General features: G+C 70.8%; 18 protein-coding genes. 17 read left to right on the top strand and 1 reads right to left on the bottom strand.

Annotated features, from left to right (window positions below; translation table 11 throughout):
• Positions 1-9 precede the first annotated feature (9 nt).
• The 5 genes from pta to PX701_RS12590 all read left to right on the top strand — a co-directional run bounded on the left by pta (position 10) and on the right by PX701_RS12590 (position 9380).
• Positions 10-2184, top strand: coding sequence for a phosphate acetyltransferase (pta, locus tag PX701_RS12570; RefSeq protein WP_275506480.1), 2175 nt, complete (start codon positions 10-12; stop codon positions 2182-2184).
• Positions 2181-3416: an acetate/propionate family kinase gene (locus tag PX701_RS12575; RefSeq protein ID WP_275506481.1), complete on the top strand. Its 1236-nt coding sequence runs from the start codon at positions 2181-2183 to the stop codon at positions 3414-3416. The genes pta and PX701_RS12575 overlap by 4 nt, the downstream gene beginning before the upstream one ends.
• A 53-nt stretch (positions 3417-3469) precedes the next feature.
• Positions 3470-4048, top strand: coding sequence for an ArsR/SmtB family transcription factor (locus PX701_RS12580; protein ID WP_231431760.1), 579 nt, complete (start codon positions 3470-3472; stop codon positions 4046-4048).
• The gene (locus PX701_RS12585; protein WP_275506482.1) at positions 4045-5352 is read left to right on the top strand and encodes an MFS transporter; all 1308 of its coding nucleotides are present in this window, start codon (positions 4045-4047) and stop codon (positions 5350-5352) included. The genes PX701_RS12580 and PX701_RS12585 overlap by 4 nt, the downstream gene beginning before the upstream one ends.
• Before the next feature lie 113 nt (positions 5353-5465).
• Positions 5466-9380 (top strand): IPT/TIG domain-containing protein, encoded by a 3915-nt coding sequence (locus PX701_RS12590; protein ID WP_275506483.1) that lies wholly within the window; start codon positions 5466-5468, stop codon positions 9378-9380.
• A 45-nt stretch (positions 9381-9425) separates the two neighbouring features.
• Here the strand turns inward: PX701_RS12590 and PX701_RS12595 are convergent, their stop codons facing one another.
• Entirely contained in the window at positions 9426-9785 is a 360-nt protein-coding gene (locus PX701_RS12595) for a TraR/DksA family transcriptional regulator (RefSeq protein ID WP_231432376.1), read from the bottom strand.
• Positions 9786-9876: 91 nt separating this feature from the next.
• Between PX701_RS12595 and PX701_RS12600 the strand changes: the two genes are divergently transcribed.
• The 12 genes from PX701_RS12600 (at position 9877) to PX701_RS12655 (ending at position 24586) form a co-directional block, all read left to right on the top strand.
• Positions 9877-12222, top strand: coding sequence for a DNA polymerase III subunit gamma and tau (locus PX701_RS12600; RefSeq protein WP_275506484.1), 2346 nt, complete (start codon positions 9877-9879; stop codon positions 12220-12222).
• 3 nt (positions 12223-12225) lie between these two features.
• The gene (recR, locus tag PX701_RS12605; protein WP_231431754.1) at positions 12226-12822 is read left to right on the top strand and encodes a recombination mediator RecR; all 597 of its coding nucleotides are present in this window, start codon (positions 12226-12228) and stop codon (positions 12820-12822) included.
• Between the two features lie 166 nt (positions 12823-12988).
• A complete protein-coding gene (locus tag PX701_RS12610) occupies positions 12989-13372 on the top strand; it encodes a nuclear transport factor 2 family protein (RefSeq protein ID WP_231431753.1) in 384 nt (127 codons plus the stop codon).
• Positions 13373-13484: 112 nt separating this feature from the next.
• Positions 13485-14759, top strand: a complete 1275-nt coding sequence (locus tag PX701_RS12615; RefSeq protein WP_231431751.1) for an aspartate kinase — start codon at positions 13485-13487, stop codon at positions 14757-14759.
• A 182-nt stretch (positions 14760-14941) separates the two neighbouring features.
• Positions 14942-15997, top strand: a complete 1056-nt coding sequence (locus PX701_RS12620) for an aspartate-semialdehyde dehydrogenase (RefSeq protein ID WP_231431750.1) — start codon at positions 14942-14944, stop codon at positions 15995-15997.
• A gap of 346 nt (positions 15998-16343) precedes the next feature.
• The gene (locus tag PX701_RS12625) at positions 16344-17624 is read left to right on the top strand and encodes an ABC transporter substrate-binding protein (RefSeq protein ID WP_275506485.1); all 1281 of its coding nucleotides are present in this window, start codon (positions 16344-16346) and stop codon (positions 17622-17624) included.
• A gap of 2 nt (positions 17625-17626) precedes the next feature.
• Complete coding sequence (locus PX701_RS12630) at positions 17627-18598, top strand: carbohydrate ABC transporter permease (protein WP_231431747.1); 972 nt, start codon at positions 17627-17629, stop codon at positions 18596-18598.
• Complete coding sequence (locus PX701_RS12635) at positions 18595-19536, top strand: carbohydrate ABC transporter permease (RefSeq protein WP_231431746.1); 942 nt, start codon at positions 18595-18597, stop codon at positions 19534-19536. The genes PX701_RS12630 and PX701_RS12635 overlap by 4 nt, the downstream gene beginning before the upstream one ends.
• A 2-nt stretch (positions 19537-19538) precedes the next feature.
• Positions 19539-21293 carry an amylo-alpha-1,6-glucosidase gene (locus PX701_RS12640; protein WP_275506486.1) on the top strand — a complete coding sequence of 585 codons (1755 nt, stop codon included), beginning with the start codon at positions 19539-19541 and terminating at the stop codon, positions 21291-21293.
• 115 nt (positions 21294-21408) lie between these two features.
• Positions 21409-22725: an ABC transporter substrate-binding protein gene (locus PX701_RS12645; protein WP_275506487.1), complete on the top strand. Its 1317-nt coding sequence runs from the start codon at positions 21409-21411 to the stop codon at positions 22723-22725.
• Between the two features lie 2 nt (positions 22726-22727).
• On the top strand, positions 22728-23684 hold the full coding sequence (locus PX701_RS12650) for a carbohydrate ABC transporter permease (protein ID WP_275506488.1): 957 nt from the start codon (positions 22728-22730) through the stop codon (positions 23682-23684).
• Positions 23681-24586 (top strand): carbohydrate ABC transporter permease, encoded by a 906-nt coding sequence (locus PX701_RS12655; RefSeq protein ID WP_275506489.1) that lies wholly within the window; start codon positions 23681-23683, stop codon positions 24584-24586. Before PX701_RS12650 ends, PX701_RS12655 begins: the two co-directional genes overlap by 4 nt.
• The last annotated feature ends 15 nt before the right edge of the window (positions 24587-24601 follow it).

The following is a 24601-nucleotide window of genomic DNA, read 5'->3' on the forward strand; positions in this document are numbered from 1 at the left end:
GCTGGATGCGTGGCGCACAGCATCTACATCTGCTCGGCCGAGGGCAACACCGGCAAGTCCACCGTCGCGCTCGGCACGCTCGACACGCTGACCCGACGCGCGGCGAAGGTCGGCGTGTTCCGGCCCATCGCGCGATCGACCGCCGAACGCGACTACGTGCTCGAGCTGCTGCTCGCCCACGACGGCGTGGTGCCGCTCACCTACGACGAGGCGATCGGCGTCTCGTACGACGAGGTGCACGCCGATCCCGATGCGGCGCTCGCGACGATCGTGCGCCGCTTCAAGGCCGTCGAGGGCCGCTGCGACGCGGTCGTCATCATCGGCTCCGACTACACCGATGTCGGCAGCCCCACCGAGCTCGCGTACAACGCGCGCATCGCCGCCAACCTCGCAACCCCGGTGCTGCTCGTGCTCGGCGGACGTGTCGGTGAGTACCAGGGGCGTGCACTCAGCGAGCGGCTCGGCGACAGCGACGCTCGCACGCCCGACGAGCTCGCCCAGCTCTCGGAGCTCGCCGTCGAGGAGCTCGAGCGCGAGCACGCCTCACTCCTCGGCGTCGTGGTCAATCGCGCCGACCCCGACCGGCTCGACGAGATCGTCGACGCGGTCCGTGCGGCGGGGCTCGGCCCGGTGGCGGGCGCCCGGCCCGGCGGCGTCGTCGCCGGCGAGGCATCCCAGGTCGCCGTCTGGGCCATCCCCGAGGACCAGTTCCTCGTCGCGCCCTCGATGCGCACGATCATGCAGGCCGTCGACGGCGAGCTCTACGCGGGCGACCCCGACCTGCTCGACCGCGAGGCGCTCGGCGTCGTGATCGCGGCGATGTCGATGGAGAACGTGCTCTCGCGGCTCATCGAGGGCTCGGTCGTGATCGTGCCCGGCGACCGCAGCGAGGTGCTGCTCGGAGTGCTCACGGCGCACTCGTCGCAGACGTTCCCGTCGGTCTCGGGCATCGTGCTGAACGGCGGCTTCCCCCTCTCCGAGCACATCGTGCGACTCGTCGAGGGCCTCAAGGCGGGGCTGCCGATCATCCGCACCGAGCTCTCGAGCTACGAGACCGCCCTCGCGATCACCCACACCCGCGGGCGGCTCGCCGCCGAGTCGCAGCGCAAGCGCGACACGGCCCTGTCGCTGTTCGAGCACCACGTCGATGCCGACGCGCTGCTCGACCGGCTCGAGATCGCGAGCCCCGAGGTCGTCACGCCGCTCATGTTCGAGTACGGCCTGCTCGAGCGGGCGCGCCGCGAGCGCAAGCACATCGTGCTGCCCGAGGGCTACGACGACCGCATCCTGCGGGCTGCGGCGACCCTGCTCGCCCGCGACGTGGCCGACCTCACGATCCTCGGCGAGGAGATCGAGGTCCGCTCGCGTGCGATCGGGCTCGGCCTCGACATCTCGCGCGCGGCGGTGCTGTCGAATCACGACTTCGTCTACGTGACGCGCTTCGCCGAGGAGTACCAGAAGCGGCGCGCGCACAAGGGCGTCACGCTCGAGCAGGCGCGCGAGCGAGTGCAGGACGTGTCGTACTTCGGCACGATGATGGTCGAGCTCGGCATGGCCGACGGCATGGTGTCGGGCGCGGCGCACACGACCGCGCACACGATCCGCCCCTCGTTCGAGATCATCAAGACGAAGCCGGGCGTCGACATCGTCTCGAGCGTGTTCCTCATGGCGCTCGCCGACCGGGTGCTCGTCTACGGCGACTGCGCGATCGTGCCCGACCCGACGGCCGAGCAGCTCGCGGACATCGCGATCTCGTCGGCGCAGACCGCCGCCCAGTTCGGCATCGAGCCGCGCATCGCGATGCTCTCGTACTCGACGGGGGAATCGGGCGAGGGCGCCGACGTCGACAAGGTGCGCCGCGCGACCGAGCTCGTTCGCGAGCGCGCCCCCGAGCTCGCGGTCGAGGGGCCGATCCAGTACGACGCGGCCGCCGACGCGGCGGTCGCGCGCACGAAACTGCCCCAGTCGGACGTCGCGGGCCGGGCCACCGTGTTCGTCTTCCCCGACCTCAACACGGGCAACAACACCTACAAGGCGGTGCAGCGGTCGGCGGGCGCCGTCGCGATCGGGCCCGTGCTGCAGGGCCTGCGCAAGCCCATCAACGACCTCTCGCGCGGCGCACTCGTGCAGGACATCGTCAACACCGTGGCCATCACGGCGATCCAGGCGGCGGATGCCTCGTGAGCGTCGTCCTCGTCATCAACTCGGGCTCCTCGTCACTGAAGTACCAGTTGATCGAGTCCGGCTCCGGGCGCTCGCTCGCGTCTGGGCTGGTCGAGCGGATCGGGCGCCCCGGCGGGCGGGCGAAGCACGTCGTCTCGACGGACGGGCCCGACGGCGCCGACGGGGGCGGCGGGGGCGGCGACGAGGCATCCGTCACCCGTGAACGCGACGTCGAGGTGCCCGACCACTTCGCGGCCTTCGACGTGATGCTCGAGGCGTTCGCCGAGGCGGGGCCGCCGCTCGCGGCGAACCCGCCGGTCGCGGTCGGGCACCGGGTGGTGCAGGGCGGTGCGCGCTTCTTCGAGCCGACCGTCATCACCGACCTCGTGAAGATCAACATCGACGAGCTGTCGACCCTCGCGCCGCTGCACAATCCGGCCAACCTCGAGGGCATCGAGGCGGCGCAGCGGGCGTTCCCCGACGTGCCGCACGTGGCGGTGTTCGACACGGCGTTCCACCAGACGATGCCGCCGGCCGCCTACACGTACGCGATCGACCGCGACGTGGCGGCCAAGCACCGCATCCGGCGGTACGGGTTCCACGGCACATCGCACCGGTACGTCTCACGGGCCGCGGCGGAGTTCCTCGGCCGGCCGCTCGAGGAGCTGCGCCAGATCGTGCTGCACCTCGGCAACGGGGCGTCGGCGTGCGCGGTCGAGGGCGGTCGATCGGTCGACACGAGCATGGGCATGACGCCGCTCGAGGGGCTCGTCATGGGCACCCGGTCGGGTGACCTCGACCCTGCGGTGCTCCTGCACCTGCAGCGGCGCGCGGGGCTCGACGTCGACGGCGTCGATGAACTGCTGAACCGCCGCAGCGGCATCCTCGGGCTCGGCGGGCACGCCGACATGCGCGACCTCGTCGAAGCGGCCGGGGCGGGCGACGAGCGCGCGGCGCTCGCGCTCGACGTGTACGCGCACCGGTTGAAGGCGTACATCGGGGCCTATCTCGCGCAGCTCGGCGGTGTCGACGTGATCTCGTTCACCGCCGGGGTCGGCGAGAACTCGGTGCGCGTTCGGGCCGCCGCGCTCGCCGGGCTCGAGCGGCTCGGCATCGAGCTCGACGCCGAGCGGAACTCGGTGCGCTCGGGGCAGACCCGCGTGATCTCGACCGACGGGTCGCCCGTCACCGTGCTCGTCGTGCCGACGAACGAGGAGCTCGAGATCGCCCGCCAGGCGCTCGAGGTGATCTGAGCAACTCTGCAACAACTGTTGTGCAATAACTCTTGCAGAGTTAACATGGCGGTGTGAGCGAACACGAGAACTCCATCGACCTGCGCGACGCAGGGGCCATGCGCGCCATGGCGCACCCGCTGCGGTTGCGCATCCTCGGCCTGCTGCGCATGCACGGGCCGCACTCGGTCGGCATGCTCGCCGAGGCGACGGGCGCGGCATCGGGGTCGATCAGCTACCACCTGTCGACCCTCGCGAAGTACGGCTTCGTCGAGCCCGCGCCCGAGCACGAGCGCGACGGCCGCGAGCGCTGGTGGCGGTCGGCGCACGAGATGACGAGCCTGAACGCCGAGTCGTACCTCGACGATCCCGACCGCCGAGAGGCCGCCGAGGCGATGCGCAGGACGGTCATCGACGCGTACCATCGCGAGCTGCTCGACGCGCTCGACGCCGAATTCGCGCTCGAGCCCGAGTGGATCGCCGCATCGGACTCGAGCGACGGGGGCGCGCAGCTCACGCTCGACGAGTTCCGGGAGCTCACCGCAGACCTGGCCGCCGTGCGCGAGAAGTGGTGGGCGGTCGGGCGCGAGCCGCGCCCCGGCACCCGAGCGGTGCGCTGGATCACCCACACGTTCCCGAGGACCGAGCAATGAGCGCCGAGATCGACCTCGAGCGGGTCGCGGATCTCCCGACGCAGGAGGACGCGCCTCGAAACCCACCGGCGACCCGGCGGCTCCCGCTCTTCGCGAATCTCGCCGCCGCGCTGTTCTCGCTCGGGGGCAACGCCGTCGCCCTGGTCGCGCTGCCGATCATCGCCCTCACCGAGACGGGCTCGCCGCTCGCCGCGGGGGTCGTCGGCGTGTTCTCCACGGTGCCGCTCGTGATCGGCGGCGCCCTCGGCGGCGTCCTCGTCGACCGCTTCGGCTACCGGGTGTCGAGCATCGTCGCCGACCTCGCGAGCGCCGTGACCGTGCTCGCGATCCCGTTGCTGCATGCGACCGTCGGCCTGCCCTTCGGCGTCATGCTCGCGCTCGTATTCCTCGGCGGCCTCCTCGACCCTCCCGGCGACACCGCCAAGACCTCGATGACGCCCGACCTCGCGGCGCTCGCGCGCTGGCCGATCGAGCGCGCGGCCGGCGCACAGGCGGCCGTGCAGCGGACGGCCGTGATGCTCGGCGCGGGCACGGCGGGCGCCCTCGTCGCCTTCCTCGGTCCGATGCCGGCGCTCCTCGTCGACGCGGGCGGGTTCGCCGTCTCGGCCCTGCTCGTGGCGTGCTTCATCCCGCGCACCGCCCGCACCAAATCGACCGACGGGCGGGCGCAGGAGCAGTCCGCCGCGACTCGCTCCGAGCGCGGCGGCTTCGTCGAGGGTCTTCGCTTCGTGGCATCCTCGCCGCTGCTGCGCTCGATCGTGCTGCTCGTCACGCTCACGAACGCGATCGACGCGGCCGGCATGACCGTGCTGAAGCCGCTCTACGCGACGCAGGTGCTCGGCGACCCGGCCCAGCTGGGCTTCATGGTCGGCTGCTTCGCGGCAGGCGCCCTCACCGGGTCGATCGTCTTCGGGGCGGTCGGGCATCGCTTCTCTGGACGGCTCATGTTCGCCGCATGCTTCATGGTGGCCGGCACGCTGCCGTACCTCACGATGGCGCTCGGCGCGCCGGTGCCGGTGCTGCTGCCGGTGCTCGCGCTCTCCGGATTCGCCGCAGGCGCGATCAACCCCATGATCTCGACCGCGATGTACGGCCTCATCCCCGACGGCATGCGCGCCCGCGTGTTCGGGGTGACCACGGCCGGTGTCGCCGCGACGATGCCGCTCGGCGCGTTCCTCGGCGGCCTCGCGGCCGAGCAGCTCGGCCTCGTTCCGACGCTCGCGGGCTGTGCGGCCCTCTACGTCGTGCTCGCATCGTCGCCGCTGTACCTGACGTCGTTCAGGGGGCTGCGGAGCTCGACCTGACCCCCGTTCGGGGGTGATTTTCCTCGCTTCCCCTATCGGGTGGCGCCGTGCCGCAATATGTTGAGCCCATGCGGCGCGGGGGGCGTCGCACGCTGACTCTGGGGGGACGTCACATGTTCGTCGCGCGCGCCCGTACGACCGTCGAACGGAGGCGCCGAGGAGCGCACCGAGCCGAAGACCCGCGAGGGCACCGGGCCCTGCGATGGCTCGCCGCCGTCGGGGTCGTCGCGCTCACCGCGGGCGGCGGTGCGATCTCCGCGCAAGCCGCACCGGGGGACACGTCGTACGCCGAAGGACAGTTCCTCTCGGGCACGCTGCTCGATTTCGTCGATCTGAGCGCTGTCGCCGGCATCGACGGCGAGACGGCCTCCAGCGACGGCGTCACCCCCGAGACCAATTCGACGAACCTCGACCTCTCGGCGCTCTCGGTGCTGAGCATCGACATCGGCGGCGGCGTGCAGGTGCCGCTGAACTTCACCGAGGCGGGCGTCGTCGGCCAGTACGCGAGCGCAGCGATCGACGGATCGTCGATCGGCGCCTCGGGGCTCATCTCGGACTCGGGTGCGATCGGCACCGGGGTCACCCCCGCGCCCGGCGTCGCGCCGGGCCCGATGAGCCTCGACCTGGCCCAGCTGCTCGGCCCCGAGTTCGCCACGACGATCTCCGACCTCGACGTCACGCTCGGCGCGATCAGCGCGAACGCCGCGGCGAACACCGGCGGTGCGCCCGTCGGCGACTACGAGATCGCAAGCGCGACGGTCGTCGTGGACAGCCCGGTCGTCGAGGGCATCACCGGCACGGTCGACGCAGCCGTGGCCGACCTCGACGCAGAGGTCGACGCACTCGCCGGTCCCGATGGACTGCTCGTTGAGGGCGTCCTCTCGGCCGTCAGCAGCGTCCTCGCGGTCGGAGGCCTGGGAGACGCCTCCGCGACCGTGACCGTCGACCTGCAGGCCGCGGTCGACGCCGTGCTCGACGTGCCGCTCGACTCCGGCGGCGGCGTCGTCATCGACCTGCAGAACGGCACGATCACGCTCGACCTCGACCAACTCGTCGGAGGGCTCAATGACCTCGACCCGAGCACCGAGCTGCTCTCGAGCGCGGTGCTCACCGAGGTCACGAGCCAGGTCGCCGAACTCGTCGACGGACTCGTCGCCGATCTCGATCTCGCGGTCACGAACGCGCTGAACAACGCCGCCGTCTCCATCGACGTCGACATCAACGGACCGGCACCGCTGTCGCTCCCGCTCGTCAACGTCACGGTGACGGGAACGCTCCTGCAGATCTCCGACGGCACGGCGACGGTCGGCATCACCGCGCTCGGCGGCCTGCCGATCGGAGGACTCACCGACGAGATCATCCTCGATACCCTCGGCCCGATCGTGGACGCGGTGATCGACCCCGATACCGGCGCGCTCGGAACCTTCCTCACCACGCTGACCGACGACGTCCTGAACCCCGTCATCAACGAGTTGAACCCTGCGCTGCTCCTCCTCAACACGGTCGTGTCGCTGCTCGCGAACGTGCAGGAGCCGTCGCCCGGCGTCGCCGGCCAGGTCTTCGAGGAGACCGCCCTGCGCCTGAGCCTCCTGCCGACGACGATCGTGCCCGAACTCCTCGAGCTGAACCTCGCTCGCGCCCTCGTCGGACCGAATCTCGTCGCGCCGGTGCTGACGACGCTCACGCCCGACGAGGGACCGACCGCAGGCGGCACGCTCGTGACGATCGACGGCACGGCGCTCGGCGGTGCGACCGCGGTCACCGTCGACGGTGTCTCGGTGCCCTTCACGCAGGTGAGCGAGACCCAGATCACCTTCTCGACTCCGCCGCACGCCGAAGGCCCGGTCGGGGTGACGGTCACGACCGCGGCGGGCGTGAGCGCTCCGCTCACGTTCACCTACGTGCCCGCTCCGGTCCTCACGACGCTGACGCCCGACGAAGGGCCGGCCGCAGGCGGCACCCCCGTGACGATCGACGGCACCGACCTGGCCGGGGCGACCGAGGTCTCGGTCGACGGTGTCTCGGTGCCGTTCACGCAGGTGAGCGACACGCAGATCACGTTCTCGACGCCCGCGCACGCTGCCGGCCCCGTCGACGTGACGGTCACGACCGCCGGCGGCGAGAGCGGCCCGCTGACGTTCACGTACATTCCTGCGCCGGTGCTCACCGACCTCGATCCCGAAGCGGGCCCGGTTGCGGGTGGCACTCCGGTGACGATCACGGGCACCGATCTCGGCGGCGCGACCGAGGTGACGGTCGACGGGGTGTCGGTGCCGTTCACGCAGGTGAGCGGTACGCAGATCACGTTCTCGACGCCCGCGCACGCCGCGGGCCCCGTGGACGTCGTCGTGACGACGCCGGGCGGCGACAGCAATGCGCTGCCGTTCACGTACTTCGACGAGCCCGTGCTCACGACCCTCACGCCCGACGAGGGCCCAGCGGCGGGCGGCACGCCGGTGACGATCGACGGCACGGCACTCGGCGGCGCGACGGAGGTGACGGTCGACGGGGTGCCGGTGCCGTTCACGCAGGTGAGCGGCACGCAGATCACCTTCGTGACCCCGGCGCATGCCGCCGGGCCGGTCGACGTGGTCGTCACGACGCCGGGCGGCGCGAGCGACCCGCTCGTCTTCACCTACCTGCCCGGTCCGCTGCTCACGGGGCTCGACCCGGATGCGGGGCCGGTGGCGGGCGGTACGCCGGTGACGATCACGGGCACCGATCTCGGCGGGGCGACGGCGGTGACGGTCGACGGGGTGTCGGTGCCGTTCACGCAGGTGAGCCCGACCGAGATCACGTTCGAGACCCCCGCGCACACGGCGGGACCGGTCGATGTCGTCGTCACGACTCCCGGTGGTGAGAGCAATGCGTTGCCGTTCACGTACTACGACGTGCCCACGCTCACGGCGCTCTCGCCGGAGGAGGGGCCGACGGCGGGTGGCACGCTCGTGACGGTGACCGGGACGAACCTTGCCGGTGCGACTGAGTTGACGGTCGATGGGGTGTCGGTGCCGTTCACGCAGGTGGACGACACGACGGTTGCGTTCCAGACGCCGTCGCACGCGGCGGGCCCGGTCGACGTCGTGGTGACGACGCCGGGCGGTGAGAGCAATGCGTTGCCGTTCACGTACGTGCCGGCGCCGGTGCTGACCGATCTCGATCCGGATGCGGGTCCGGTGGCCGGTGGTACGCCGGTGACGATCACGGGTACCGATCTCGGTGGGGCGACCGAGGTGACGGTCGATGGGGTGTCGGTGCCGTTCACGCAGGTGAGCCCGACGGAGATCACGTTCGAGACCCCGGCGCACGCGGCGGGCGAGGTGAACGTGGTCGTCGTCACGGCGGGTGGGCCGAGCAACGCATTGCCGTTCACGTACTACGCGGTGCCGAGCCTGACGAGCCTCACGCCCGAGCAGGGACCGACCGCGGGCGGCACGTCGGTGACCGTCACGGGTACGGCGCTCGGCGGTGCGACCGAGCTCACGGTCGACGGGGTGTCGGTGCCGTTCACGCAGGTGAGCGACACCGAGATCACGTTCGAGACCCCGACCCACGCCGCCGGTGAGGTCGACGTGGTCGTGACGACGCCGGGCGGCGCGAGCGGTCCGCTCGCGTTCACCTACGTGCCGACGGTGATCGACGACGTCGATCCGCCGAACGGACCTGAGGCGGGCGGCACAGAGGTGACCATCTCCGGTCAGTGCTTCACCGACGCGACCGAGGTGCTGTTCGGTGACGCACCGGCGACCTCGTTCGAGGTGATCGACGACGGCACGATCGTCGCGGTGGCTCCTGCCGGTACCGGCGTCGTCGACGTCACGGTCGTCGGCACCGAGGAGTGCGGCGAGGCGAGTCTGCCCGCCGGCTTCACGTACGAGTCGTCACCCGCACCGACGCCCGGAACGAAGCCGGGAGCGATCGCCTCGACCGGCGTCGACCTGCTCGGGCCGCTCGTCCTGGGCGGCGGGGTGCTCCTGCTCGGCCTCGGCATGCTGCTCGTCGTGCGGCGGCGCTCCGGCCGGGCCTGAACCCGCGGACGGGGTGCCCGGCGCCGAGCGCCGGGCACCCCGTCGTCACCGAGCGAGGCGTGCGCAGTCGATGCAGAGCGTCGCGGTCGGCCGGGCGTCGAGCCGGGCGACGGTGATGCGCTTGCCGCAGCGGGCGCAGACGCCGTAGGTGCCGTCGGCGATGCGGGCGAGGGCGTGGTCGATGTCGGCGAGCTCCGCCTGCACGTCGGCGAGCACGGCGGTGCGCTGCGACCATTCCTGGGTCATCGTGGGCCCCTCGGGGTCGTGCTCGTCGTCGGCGCTCGCCTCGGACCGCGCATGGCGGACCTCGCTCATCTGGTCGTCGAACTCGGCGGCGCGCTCCTCGGCGTCGGCACGCTCGGCGAGCAACCGGGCCTGGAACCGTTCGAGCTGAGCCGGGGTCATCGTCGTCACCGTGATCACGCTCCTTCCGTCCGAGCATCGTACGCCCGAGGCATCCGGATGCCGTGTCGGACGCGGCAACTACGATTGATGCGTGGTCACCGCCCTATATCGCCGCTACCGGCCAGAGACGTTCGCCGAGATGATCGGCCAGTCCCAGGTGACGGAACCGCTGATGACGGCGCTCCGCACCGATCGGGTCAATCACGCCTACCTGTTCAGCGGGCCGCGCGGGTGCGGCAAGACGACTTCCGCTCGCATCCTCGCGCGTTGCCTCAACTGCGCCGAGGGGCCGACCGACGCCCCGTGCGGTGTGTGCCCGAGCTGCGTCGAGCTGTCGCGCGGCGGGGGCGGCTCGCTCGACGTCGTCGAGATCGACGCGGCGAGCCACGGCGGTGTCGACGACGCCCGCGACCTGCGCGAGCGGGCGATCTTCGCCCCCGCGCGCGACCGCTACAAGATCTTCATCATCGACGAGGCGCACATGGTGACCTCCGGCGGCTTCAACGCGCTGCTGAAGATCGTCGAAGAGCCGCCCGAGCACATCAAGTTCATCTTCGCGACGACCGAGCCCGACAAGGTGCTCGGCACGATCCGGTCGCGCACGCACCACTATCCGTTCCGGCTCGTTCCGCCCGCGCCGATGCTCGAGTACGTGCAGCAGCTCTGCAACGAAGAGGGCATCTCGGTCGAACCCGGCGTGCTCGCACTCGTCGTGCGGGCCGGCGGCGGGTCGCCCCGTGACACCCTGTCGCTGCTCGACCAGCTGATCGCGGGCTCCGAGGGTTCAGCGATCGACTACGAGCGCGCGGTCGCGCTGCTCGGCTACACGCACGGGGCCCTCCTCGACGAGGTCATCGACGCGATCGGCGCGCACGACGCCGCCGGCGCGTTCGCAGCGGCCGACCGCGTCGTGCAGACGGGCCAAGACCCTCGTCGATTCGTCGAAGACCTGCTCGAGCGGCTGCGCGACCTCATCGTCGTCGCGGCCTCGACGCCCGAGGCCGCGGCCGCCGTGCTGCGGGGCGTCCCCGAAGACGAACTGGCGCGCATGGCCGTGCAGGCGCAGTCGTTCGGCCCGGCCGAGCTCTCCCGGGTCGCCGATCTCGTCAGCCAGACCCTCACCGAGATGACCGGTGCGACCTCCCCGCGCCTGCATCTCGAACTCATGCTCGCGCGCGTGCTCGTGCCGTCGAGCGACGACACCGAGCGCGGTGCGCTCGCGCGCGTCGAGCGCCTCGAGCGCCAGGTCGGCGCCGGGGGAGCGGCGGCGCCGATCGCGCCGCCTGCCGGCACGCCCGCCGCCGTCCGAGCCGAGGCGCCGGCTCCGCGCGCCGCCGAGGCACCGCGGGTCCCGGTCGAGCCCGCGCGCCCCGCCCGCGGTACCGAGCCCGCGGCGGCCGAGCCCGCCCGGGCGTCCGAGGTGATCTCGGCCGTCATGCCCGAGACCCCTCCGGCGTCCGCCGAACCGTCGGCCGGGCCTCCGGTGGCCGACACGTCCCCGGCCGAACCGGCGTTCGTGCGTCCGAGCGGGCCGATCACCGTGCAGCAGATGCGCGACGCCTGGCCCGAGGTGCTGAGCGTGCTCCAGCGCAAGAAGCGCACGGCATGGATGGCGGCGCTGACGGCCCAGGTGCTCGAGTACCGCACCGACGAGGCAGTCCTCGTGCTCGGCTTCACGAGCGCGGGCGACGTCGAGGGCCTGCGCAACGGCACAGGTGCGCAGAACTCGGCCGAGCTGCTCCGTGCGGCGATCGACGAGGTGCTCGGGGTGACGGTCAAGTTCGTCCCGCGCGTCATCGGCGGCGGCGCGCCGGGCGGTTCCGCACGTCCCGAGACGCCCCCGTCGGCACCCACGCGCCCGAGCGGCGATGGCGCCGGGGCGCCGGTCGCCGCGCCGGCGAGCCCGGCATCAGACTCCGCGACGCCGAATCGGGCAGGGGCCTCGACGCCCGCGGTCGACGCGACGCCGAACGCGTCGACCACCGTCACGCCCGCCTCGTCGGGGCCTGTCGACTCGTGGGCGACGGTCGCCATTCCGCGCGACCCCGAACCCGCATCCGACGCGGCCGCGCCGCTCGCCCGCACCGCGACCGCACTCGCCGAGCGACCGGCCGCCGAGCCGGCGCCGGTCGCTCCGGGCACTCGCCCCGAGGCCACGAGCGACGCGCCCGATTTCGTGCCCGACGACAGCGAGGCGCCGCCCATCGACGACGAGCCGCCGTTCGATCCCGGTCCCGAACCCGAGCGGTTCGACCCGCCTGCGCCGACCCGGCCCGCAACAGCCCCACGGCCGGCACCGAGCCGGCCGCGCCAGGCGGCCGCGACGACCGACGGCGGTATCCAGCGGTACGGCGAGGCGGTCGTCCGCGAGGTGCTCGGCGCGACCTTCCTCGAAGAGATCGAGGTCCCAGGCAGCGGCTTCGGGGAGCGTGCGTAGCCCGTGTACGAAGGCATCGTCCAAGAACTGATCGACGAGCTCGGCCGGCTGCCCGGCATCGGGCCGAAGTCGGCGCAGCGCATCGCGTTCCACATCGTGCAGACCGAGCACTTCGACGTCTCGCGCCTCGCCGAGATCCTCCTCCAGATCCGCGACAAGGTGCGCTTCTGCGAGATCTGCGGCAACGTCTCCGAGCAGGCGACCTGCTCGATCTGCCGCGACCCGCGGCGCGACCCGTCGTTCATCTGCGTCGTCGAGGAGGCCAAGGACGTGGTCGCGATCGAGCGCACCCGCGAGTTCCGAGGGCTGTACCACGTGCTCGGCGGCGCGATCAGCCCGATCGACGGCATCGGCCCCGACGAGCTGCGCATCCGCCAGCTCATGCAGCGGCTCGCCGACGGCTCGGTCACCGAGGTCATCATCGCGACCGACCCCAACCTCGAGGGCGAGGCGACGGCGACCTACCTCAGCCGGCTGCTCACCACCCTCGAGATCAAGGTGACGCGACTCGCCTCGGGCCTGCCGGTGGGCGGCGACCTCGAGTACGCCGACGAGGTCACGCTCGGCCGTGCGTTCGAAGGGCGTCGCGTCGTCACCTGACGGGCCCATTCCATCGTTCGAAGGAAGCCCCTCGCGTCGAGCGTGCACTCGTCGTCCGATTCAGGGCCGCGACCGCACGTTCGGCGGGTGAGCTCGGCGCGAGCCGGCGGGGGGAGTGCGCCGCCGGGCGGTTGACGCACGCCCGCGGCGCGCGTAGACCGAAGGCATGACCGAGACGAAGCGCGAGCAGGCATCCGAACGCACCGCGACCTGGGTCGACGGGTACGTCAGGGCGTGGCGCAGCAACGACCCCGACGACATCCGCGCCCTCTTCACCGACGACGCGATCTACCTCCTGGCGCCCGACGCCGAGCCCCTGCGCGGGCACGAGGGCATCGTCACCGGCTGGCTCGAGCACGCCGACGCCGACGGCGAGTGGTCGTTCGAGTGGAGCGCCGTGCACGAGGCATCCGACCTCGCGCTCGTGCAGGGGCGCACCGAGTACCCGGCCGAACGCGACTACCTCAACCTGTGGGTGATCCGCTTCGCGCCCGACGGCCGTGCGTCCGAGTTCACCGAGTGGTACATGCCGCGCCCGCACGGCGAGTGAGCGGGCGCCGCCCGGCGTCACATGGCGGGGCGTGCATGCGGGCCGCCGTATGATGAAGCATCCGACGACGGGCCCGTCGGCCCGCGCGCGCCCAGAACCCCCTGGAGGCCCCGTGAGCTTGATCGTGCAGAAGTTCGGCGGGTCGTCCGTCGCCGACGCGGAGAGCATCAAGCGGGTCGCGAAGCGCATCGTCGAGACGCGCAAGGCGGGCAACGACGTCGTCGTCGCCGTCTCCGCCATGGGCGACACGACCGACGAGCTGCTCGACCTCGCGAACGAGGTCACGCCCATCCCCGCGCCGCGCGAGCTCGACATGCTGCTGTCGGCCGGCGAGCGCATCTCGATGGCGCTGCTCGCGATGGCGATCAAGAGCATGGGGCACGAGGCGCGCAGCTTCACCGGCAGCCAGGCCGGCATGATCACCGACGCCCAGCACGGCGCCGCCCGCATCGTCGACGTCACGCCCGTGCGCCTGCGCGAGGCGCTCGACGAGGGCGCCATCGTCATCGTCGCCGGCTTCCAGGGCTTCAACCGCGACACCCGCGACATCACGACCCTCGGCCGCGGCGGCAGCGACACGACCGCCGTCGCCCTCGCCGCGTCGCTCGACGCCGACGTCTGTGAGATCTACACCGACGTCGACGGCGTCTTCACCTCCGACCCGCGCGTCGTCAAGAAGGCGCACAAACTCGATCGCATCACGAGTGAAGAGATGCTCGAACTCGCCGCGTCGGGCGCCAAGGTCCTGCACATCCGCGCCGTCGAGTACGCACGCCGCCACGGCGTGACCCTGCACGTGCGCTCGTCGTTCAACAACAACGAGGGGACGATCGTCTACGACCCCTCGCGTCTTCCCGAAGGAGCAGCTGTGGAAGAGTCCGTCATCGCCGGAGTCGCGATCGACCTGTCCGAGGCGAAGATCACGGTCGTCGGAGTGCCCGACAAGCCGGGCGCCGCGGCGAAGATCTTCAAGATCGTCGCCGGCACGAACGCGAACGTCGACGTCATCGTGCAGAACGTCTCCGCCGCCGCGACCGGCCGCACCGACATCTCGTTCACCGTGCCGAAGGCCGACGGCGAGAAGGCGCTCACCGCCCTCGCCGGCGCGCAGGACGCGATCGGCTTCGAGGCGCTGCAGTACGACGACCAGATCGGCAAGCTCTCGCTGGTCGGCAATGCGATGCGCTCGGCGACAGGGGTCTCGGCGAAGCTCTTCGAGGCGCTCTACCAGGCGGGCATCAACATCGAGATGATCTCCACGAGCGAGATCCGCATCTCGGTCGTCACGCGCGCCGACAGCGTGCACGCCGCCGCCCGCGCCGTGCACACCGCCTTCGACCTCGACGGCGACGACGACGCGGTCGTGCACGGGGGCACGGGCCGCTAGACACCGGATGCCTCGGGCGCATGCCGACTGCCGGCCGGCGGCGGCCGGCCGAAGGCCAGGCCAGGAGGCATCCCGCCCCGAATCAGGGGAATGCTGCCAATTCGGGCCGGATTCACGCGATCCGGCCTGCGGCACATCCGAAGTCCTGCAAACTGAAGAGAACTCGAAAGCAAGAGGGTGACATGAGCAATGGTGTGAACATCGGCGTCGTCGGCGCCACCGGCCAGGTCGGCGCGGTCGTGCGGCGACTGCTCGAGGAGCGCGACTTCCCGGTCGCGCGGATCCGCTTCTTCGCGTCGGCGCGCTCGGCGGGCACGACGCTGCCGTTCAAGGGCGAGGAGATCGTCGTCGAAGACGCGTCGACCGCCGACCCGACCGGTCTCGACCTCGCGATCTTCTCCGCCGGCGCGACGCTCTCGAAGGCGCAGGCGCCGCGGTTCGCGGCCGCCGGCGTGACCGTCATCGACAACTCGAGCGGCTGGCGCATGGACCCCGAGGTGCCGCTCGTCGTCAGCGAGGTCAACCCGCACGCGATCGACGAGGCCGCGAAGGGCATCATCGCGAACCCGAACTGCACCACCATGGCTGCGATGCCGGTGCTCAAGGTGCTGCACGACGAGGCCGGGCTCGAGCGTCTCATCGTCTCGACCTACCAGGCCGTCTCCGGTGCCGGGCTCGCCGGCGGCGAGGAGCTGCTCGAGCAGGCCCGCGCCGCCGTGGCGCAGGACGCGATCGGCCTCGTGCACGACGGTGCCGCCGTCGAGTTCCCCGAGCCCGAGAAGTTCGTGCGCCCGATCGCGTTCGACGTGATCCCGCTCGCGGGCTCGATCGTCGACGACGGCGACAACGAGACCGACGAGGAGAAGAAGCTCCGCAACGAGAGCCGCAAGATCCTCGAGCTGCCGGGCCTGCTCGTCGCCGGCACGTGCGTGCGCGTGCCGGTCTTCACGGGCCACTCGCTGTCGATCCACGCCGAGTTCGCGAACCCGATCACGCCCGAGCGCGCGACCGAGCTGCTTGCCGACGCGCCCGGCGTCGCGCTCTCCGACGTGCCGACCCCGCTGCAGGCGGCGGGCAACGACCCGAGCTACGTCGGCCGAATCCGCCAGGACCAGTCGGCGCCCGACGGCCGGGGCCTCGTGCTCTTCGTCTCGAACGACAACCTGCGCAAGGGCGCGGCGCTCAACGCCGTGCAGATCGCGGAGCTGGTCGCCGCCAAGCTGCCGGCGCGCGTCTAGCGTTCACCTCACCCAGTACGACACGGATGCCCCGTGGCCGATCGGCCACGGGGCATCCGTCGTTTGCGCGCCGCCGAGCAGTGTGAACTCGCGCGTCCGTGCGCAATTCAGGAGTGGAGCGGCGTGTCGCGCATCGGCATCGCGCAGAACCGGGTGCGACACGCCTCCGCACGTGAATGACGCACCGACTGGGTATGCCGTTGCGCGTTCGTGACCTGCCGCACCTTGACGGAATTGAGTTTTGTATACAGAATAATGACGAGCAATCCCCCTCACGCCGGCTCCCCACGCCGGCTCCTCCTGCAATGACGAAAGAGGTAGCGGAATGGCCCGCTCGAACTCGAAGATGAGGCGTCTGCTGGCGATCGGTGCTGCGAGCGCCATCGCGATCGGACTCGCGGCGTGCAGCGGCGGGGGAGGTGGCAACGACGAGAACACCGTGGTGTGGTCGACCTGGGGCACCGCAGAGGAGCTCACCCGCTACGAGGACTTCAACAAGGAGTTCATGAAGCGCCACCCCGACATCAACGTCAAGCTCCAGCCGGTGGCCGACTACGGCGACTACCACTCGAAGCTGCTCGCCCAGCTCGCGAGCAACACGGCGCCCGACGTGTTCTACGTCGGCGACGACAAGATGGGCCAGTTCGTCGACTCGGGCCGGCTCATGCCGCTCAAGAAGCTCATGGAGTCGAAGGACAGCCAGACCAAGCCCGACGACTTCTACCCGGGCCTGTTCGGCGTGGCCGAGAAGGAGGGCGAGTACTACGGCGCCCCGAACGACTCGAACCCCGACGTGCTCTGGTACGACAAGGCGGCGCTCGAGGCGGCCGGCATCACCGAAGACCCGGCGACGCTCGCCGAGAACGGCGAGTGGACGACCGACAAGTACCTCGAGATGAACGCCAAGCTCAAGGACGCCGGCCTCACGGGCACGATGTTCTGGAACTACTGGGCCACCCATTGGAGCTGGCTGTCGTCGCAGGGCCTGCCTGCGCCGTACGACGAGTCGGGCGCGTTCACGGCCAACACCGACGCCGCGAGCGTGAAGGCACTCGACGAGTTCGGCGGTCTCTTCCAGGACGGCACGTTCGTCGTCGCCGACACGCTGCCCGAGGGCGCGGGCGCCGACAGCGTCTTCGTGACCGACAAGGCGGGCTTCTTCGTGCAGGGTCGCTACACGATCGGAACCGTCCAGACGGCCGGAAACCCCGACAACTACGACATCGTTCGCTGGCCGACTCCTGACGGTCAGGAGGCCCCGACGGGCGTCGCCGCCTCGTACCTCGCGATCAACGGCAAGACCGACGCGAAGGATGCGGCGTTCACGTTCTGGACCGAGTTCCTGAGCGCCGAGGGCCAGAAGTTCCGGCTCGAGGGCGGCGGCAACGCGGTCCCGTCGATCAGGGGCGCCGACGAGGTCGTGCTCGAGGACGGCTACCCCGCGCACGCGCAGACCTTCCTCGACATGCGCGACATCGGCTTCGAGGACTACGCCCCCGAGGCGCGCGTGCCCGGGCTCTCGATCGACATCAGCGACGAGTTCCTGAAGCTCTACGAGGGCAAGGCCGACGCGCAGGCGACGCTGGACGCCGCCGCCGACCTCGTCGCGGAGAAGTCGGGCGAATAGACGTGAGTCAGATCGCTTCCGGTGAGCGGATGCTGCAGGACCTCCCTGCGGCATCCGCCCCCACGCCGGGCCGGTTCCGCAAGGAGCCGGCCTGGCGTCGCCGCGACCGGCGTTGGGGGTACGTCTTCATCGCGCCCCAGCTCTTCGGCATGGCGCTGTTCGTAGTCGTGCCGTTCGCCGCGAGCCTCGTGCTCGCGTTCGCGAGCTGGGACGGCCTCGGCGACCTGACCTGGGTCGGGTTCGAGAACTTCACGGCCCAGTTCCAGGACGAGCTGCTCTGGAAGTCGATCGTCAACACCCTGATCATCGCGTTCGTCACCGTGCCGATCGGCCTGGGGCTCGCCGTGATCATCGCGGTCGCGCTCGAGAAGCTGAAGACGCGGACGCTCTACCTCATTCTGTTCTTCGCACCGGTCGTCACGTCGACCGTCGCGGTCGCGATGATCTGGCAGCAGATGTTCCGCGGCGACGGCGTGCTCTCGACGGCGATCTCGAAGATCTTCGGCATCGCGCCGCCCGACTGGCTGCAGGACCCGAAGCTCGCGCTGCTCGCGGTCTGCATCGTGACGATCTGGTCGTCGCTCGGCCTCAACGTGGTGATCTTCCTCGCGGGCCTCCAGAACATCTCACCCTCGGTCATCGAGGCCGCACGCATCGACGGCGCCGGTCCGTGGCGCCTGTTCACGAGCGTCCGCCTGCCGCTGCTCTCGCCGATCGTGTTCTTCTCGTCGGTCGTCGCGTTCATCTCGTCGCTGCAGACGTTCGACACGGTCTACGTGCTCGTGCAGAACGCCGGGCCCGACAACGCGACGCGCACGATCGTCTACCACATCTACGATCTCGGCTTCGGCAAGTTCGAGATCGGGCCGTCGAGCGCGGCGAGCGTCATCCTGCTCGTGCTGACGCTCATCATCACGGCGATCCAATTCGGCGCCCAGAAGAAGTTCGTGCACTACGAGGACGACGAAGCATGAGTCTCACGAATCCGCGCCTCGCCGACGGCACGCAGACGCCGCTGACCGACTCGACGGTCGCGATGAGCGCGCCCGGGTACCGCCCGTCGGCGCCCCGCACGGGCAAGGGCAAGCGCCGCCTCAGCTCGACCGTGCTGCACGTCGCACTCGTGGTCGGCGGCCTCGCGATGGTCTTCCCGTTCCTCTGGATGCTGCTGACCTCGTTCAAGACGCTGCCGCAGCTGCTGCAGGACCCGCTCGCGTTCCTGCCGCAGCCCTGGACGTTCGACAACTACGTCGATGCCTGGAACGCGGTGCCGTTCGGCCAGGCGTACCTCAACAGCCTGTACATCGCCGCGCTCGTCGTGGCCGGCACGCTGCTCACGGCCGCCATGGCCGGTTACGCGTTCGCGCGCATCCGCTTCCGCGGCGCGAAGGTGCTGTTCATCGTGTTCCTCGCGACGCAGATGATCCCGAAGCAGGTCACGCTCATCCCGTTCTACCTGCTCATGACGCAGCTCGGCTGGGTCGACTCGCACCTCGCGCTCATCGTGCCCGGCCTGCTTGCGAACCCGTTCGCAGTGTTCCTCATGCGCCAGTTCGTGCTGAGCCTGCCGAGGGAGCTCGAGGAGGCGGCACTCGTCGACGGCGCCGGACGCTGGCGCATCTTCTGGAGCATCATCCTGCCGAACCTGAAGCCGGGTCTCGCGGCGCTCAGCATCATCGTCGCGCTCGACGTGTGGAACGCCTTCCTGTTCCCGCTCGTGCTGCTGAACACGCCCGACCTGTTCACGGTGCCGCTGCTGCTGTCGAGCTTCCAGGGACAGTTCGGTTCGGTGAACTACGGCCTCGTGATGGCCGCGAGCGCGATCTCGACGATCCCGATGCTCATCGTGTTCGTCATCGGGCAGCGCCGCATCCTCAACAGCATGGCCGCCTCGGGACTGGGAGGACGATGACGTTGGCCGGTCGAGCAGGCGCGCAGCGCCGTATCGAGACCATGGATGCCTCGGCGCTGGCCGGCCTCGCCGGCCGCCACCTCGACCTGGTGCAGGCCCCGTTCACCCTGCCGCGATCGCGCGTGCTCGTGTTCCGGGCCGACCGCGCGGCGGTCGAAGCGCGTGGGGGCGTCGGCGCCGGCGCCCCTGCTTCGGCCGTGCGCGTGCACACGTCGGAGTACGAGCGCCGGCTCGACGACTGCCGCGTCATCGACGAACTGACCGTGCGGGATGCCTCGGGGCTGGCGCTGCCCGTCACCGGGGTGCTGCCGCACGCGATCGAGTTCGGCGACGGCGCCGCGACGCTCACGTTCGCCGGGGCCGGTGCCCTGTCGGTCGGGGGAGGCGCAGGCCTCTCGGTCGAGTGGACGACCCCCGACGGCGAGTCGACCCGAGTCGAGCTCGCGCCGGAGGCGCCCTCGGTGCGCCTGCACGTGGCGGCCGACCGCGGCGTGCGGCACGAGGCATCCACGTCGCACCGTGACGACCTCGCGGGCACCGAGGGCCTCTGGCTCGACTGGTTCGCGAAGTGCCCGCTCGTGCGCGACGACCTGCAGCAGATGGCTGCGTTCTGCTGGTGGGTGCTCGGCGCGAACATCGTCGAACTGCCCGGCCTCGGCGACGCGCGCGGCGTCGTGCCGTCGAAGGTCGGCTACGTCGGGGTGTGGCAGTGGGACGCGTACTTCATCGCGATGGGCCTGCGCCACGGCGACCCCGAGCTCGCGCGCGAGCAGCTCGAGATCGCGTTCCGGTTCCCGAGCGAGAACGGGCAGCTGCCCGATGTCGTGCACGAGGAGGGCGTGCTCGCCACGAGCGACGACCTGCCGCAGGCCGACCGCGACCGGTTGCGGCGTGCAGGGTCGCAGATCGCCGACCCGAACGCCCCGGTGCCGCTCACGAAGCCGCCGCTCGCGGCCTGGGCGCTCGGCAAGGTGCTCGAGGTCGAGGACGCCCCCGAGTGGGCGGAGCGGCAGCTCGCCGTGATCCGCCGGTCGCAGGACTGGTGGTTCTCGGGCAGCGACCTCGACGGCGACGGCATGCCCGAGTACGGGCACCCCTACTCGTCGGGACTCGACGACAGCCCGATCTTCGACGGCCCGCTGCCGACGACGGCGCCCGACCTCGGCGCCTACCTCGTGCTGCAGGACCTCGAACTCGCCCGGCTCGCCGAGCGCTACGGGGCGGACGCCGCCGGCGACCCCGCGGCGCACCGGTCACGTGCCGCGCGCACGCTCGAGCTCCTGCTCGGCATGTGGGACGAGGCATCCGGCCGCTTCGAGGCCCGCGCGGCCGGCGAAGCGGTCGCGAGCGACGCGATCGTCGGGTTCATGCCGCTCCTGACCGGAGCACTGCCCGAGCCCGTGCTCGCGGCGCTCGTCGAGGCGCTCGGAGATCCCGAGCGGTACGCGCTGCCCTGGTCGGTGCCGACGGTCTCGGCCGCCGACCCCGACTTCTCGGCGACGCGCATGTGGCGGGGGCCGGTGTGGGTCAACACCAACCGGCTCATCGTCGAAGGCCTGCGGGCGTCGGGGCGCGAGGATCTCGCGCACGACCTCGCCGAGCGCACGGTCGCACTCGTCGTGCACGGCGGCGGGCCGCACGAGTACTTCAACCCGCTCACGGGCGAGAAGGCGCCGACCGCGACCACCGCGTTCGGCTGGTCGGCAGCGCTGTTCATCGACCTCGCGGTCGAGCTCTCCGAATCGTCGGCCGAATAGCGGCGAAGCGCAGATCGAGACCGCCGCCCCGAGGCATCCGCGGTCCCGATACGGCGCTGCGCGCCTGCTCGACCGACGCTCAGCAATGCAATTCCCAACCAGACAAGGAAGTCAGATGAGAACACGCACACTGCTCGCTCCCGTGGTCGCCCTCGGCGCCGCGGCTCTCCTCGCCGGATGCGCCATGGGCGGCGGCCAGCCCTCGGGCGGCCAGGTCGTGCTCGATCCCGACGCGAAGCCCGACGGCGAGATCACCGTCTGGTCGTGGGACGTCGCGGCGACCGCGCTCGAACGGCTCGCCCCCGAGTTCGAGGCCGAGCACCCCGGCACCACGATCAACGTGGTCGACGTCGGCTACGACAACGCGTACGACAAGCTCTCGGTGGGCCTCCAGGCCGGCAGCGGACTGCCCGACGTCGTCACGATCGAGACCGACGTCGCGCCCGGGTACATCAACGAGTTCCCGACCGGGCTCGTCGACCTCACACCCGTCTTCGGCGACGACGAGGCCGACTTCGACCCGTTCAAGTGGCAGGCGCACTCCGACACCGACGGCGCGCTCAAGGTCGTGCCGTGGGACTCGGGCACGGTCGGCCTGTTCTACCGCGCCGACTACTTCGACGAGGCGGGCATCGACCCGACCACGATCAAGACCTGGGACGAGCTCGTCGCCGCCGGCGAGCAGATCAAGGCGAAGACCGGCCGCACCCTCATGTCGCAGGACGTCTCGACGGGCGGCGGCTTCCAGATGCTGCTGCAGCAGCAGGGCCAGGGCCTGTTCGACGAGAACGGCGACATCGCCGTCAACTCGCCCGAGGCCGTCGAGGCGCTCACGCTGCTGAAGACGATCAACGAGAAGGGCCTGCTGAAGAACGTCGACGGCTGGGACGGCCGCGTGACGAGCGCGAAGGACGGCGATTCGGCCGTCACCCCCGAAGCCGTGTGGTGGATCGGCACGCTGCAGGGCGACGCCCCCGAGCTCAGCGGCACGTACGGCGTGACCGAGCTGCCCGCCTTCGAGGAGGGCGGCGTGCGCACCTCGAACAGCGGCGGATCCGGCCTCGCGATCCCGACGCAGGCGAAGAACCCGCAGCTCGCCGCGGCGTTCATCGCCTTCGCGCTCGCCGACGCCGACAACCAGGCGTCGATGATGGAGAACGAGGGCCTGTTCCCCTCGTACCTGCCCGCGCTGGAGGGCGAGTACTTCGCGAAGCCGCAGGAGTACTTCGGCGGCCAGCCAGTCTACGAGCTCTTCGCCGAGCAGACCGCGAACATCCCGCCCATCACGTTCACGACCGACAACGCCGAGGCGAGGGACATCGTCGCCAACGCCGTCGTCGCAGCCGTGCTGAACGGGGCCGACCCGCAGCAGGCGCTCGACGACGCGGCGCAACAGATCGCCACCGCGACCGGTCGCGAGATCGCGGAGTAGCCGTGGCCACGCCGACGCTCACCACGGGTGGGCGGGGCGCGGCACCCGCCCGAGGCATCCGCTCGCGAAAGCCGGATGCCTCGGGTCGCCGCCGGTCGCTGGGGCGCCGCCTCCAGCGGCCGGGGGCGTGGTTCGCCCTGCCCGCAGCAGCCCTGCTCGTGATCTTCTTCGCCTACCCGCTCGTCACCTCGCTCTGGCAGAGCTTCTTCGCCACCTCGGGCGGGGTGTCGACCTGGGTCGGCCTCGAGCAGTACGCGCGACTGCTCGAAGACCCGCTCATCGCGAAGAGCCTCTTCAATGCGCTCCTCCTCCTCATCGTGCAGGTACCGCTCATGATCGGGCTCGCACTCGGCCTCGCCTACCTGCTCAACCAGTCGTGGCTGCGGTTCCGCTCGGGGTTCCGGCTGCTGACCTTCCTGCCCGCGGTCACGACGCTCGTGGCCTACGCCGTCGTCTTCAAGGTGATGCTCGCCACCGACGGGGGAGCGATCAACCAGATGCTCGGCCTCGTCGGCATCGCGCCCGTCGACTGGCTCAACAACGAGTGGTGGGCGCGCGTCGCGCTCGTCGCCGCGATCACCTGGCGGTGGACCGGCTACAACATGGTCATCATCCTCGCGGGGCTGCAGGCGATACCCGGCGAGCTGTACGAGGCGGCACGCATCGACGGCGCCGGTCGCTGGCAGATCTTCACCCGCATCGTCGTCCCGCAACTGCGGCCCGTGCTGATCTTCACCACGGTGACGTCGACGATCGGCGCGCTGCAGCTCTTCGACGAGAACTGGATCCTCACCGAGGGCGGACCGAACGACGCGACGCTGACACCGGTGCTCTACCTGTACAAGGTCGGGTTCCGGCAGTTCGACTTCGGGTACGCGTCGGCGATCGCCTGGATGCTCGTCGTCATCACCGCGATCATCTCGATCGTGCAGTTCCGACTCATGAGGGAGAAGCCGTGACCGCAACGAGCGCCCTGACCGCCGTCAACCCCGCCGTCGGCGCACCCCGCGAGGAGCGGCCCTCCGGCTTCCGGCCGGCGCTCGCCCGCGGCATCCTGCGCCTGCCCGTCTACCTCGTGCTCGCGTTCGCGAGCGTGCTCGCGGTGGTGCCGTTCCTGTGGATGGTGATCGCGTCGACGCACTCGACGCCCGAACTCTTCGGCACGCCGTTGCCGGTGCTGCCCGGCGACCAGTTGTGGGAGAACCTCGCGCGCCTCCAGGAGTCGGTGAACTTCAGCCAGGTCATGCTGAACAGCTTCGGCATCGCGGTGATCTACACCGTGTTCTCGTCGGCGGTCAGCGTCATGGCGGGCTACGGGCTCGCGACCTACCGGTTCCGCGGGCGCGGGGTGCTGCTCGGCGTCGTGCTCGTGACGATGATGATCCCGATGCAGGTGTTGCTCGTGCCGCTCTTCCAGATGATGGCGAGCGCGGGGCTCATCGACACGTACCAGGCGGTGATCCTGCCGTTCCTCGCGAACGCCTTCGGCATCTTCCTGATGCGGCAGGCGTTCCTCGACTTCCCGGTGACGCTCATCGAGGCGGCGCGCATCGACGGGGCGGGGGAGCTGCGCACCTTCTGGCGCATCGTGCTGCCCGTCGCCCGGCCGCAGCTCGCGGCGCTCGTGATCTACACGTTCATCAGCCAATGGAACTCGTTCATATGGCCGCTGCTGATGCTCAACACCGAGGACAAGTACACGGTGCCGGTCGCGCTCAACACGATGATCGGCATGTCGCGGGTCGACTACTCGGGCCTCATGCTCGGGTCGCTCCTCGCAACGCTGCCGCTGCTCGTGCTGTTCCTGGTCTTCCAGAAGCAGTTCGTGTCGGGCCTGCTCGGCGGTGCCGTGAAGGGCTAGGCCGGATGCCGACGC

This window comes from Agromyces chromiiresistens (genome assembly GCF_029167465.1).
Lineage (GTDB): Bacteria > Actinomycetota > Actinomycetes > Actinomycetales > Microbacteriaceae > Agromyces > Agromyces chromiiresistens.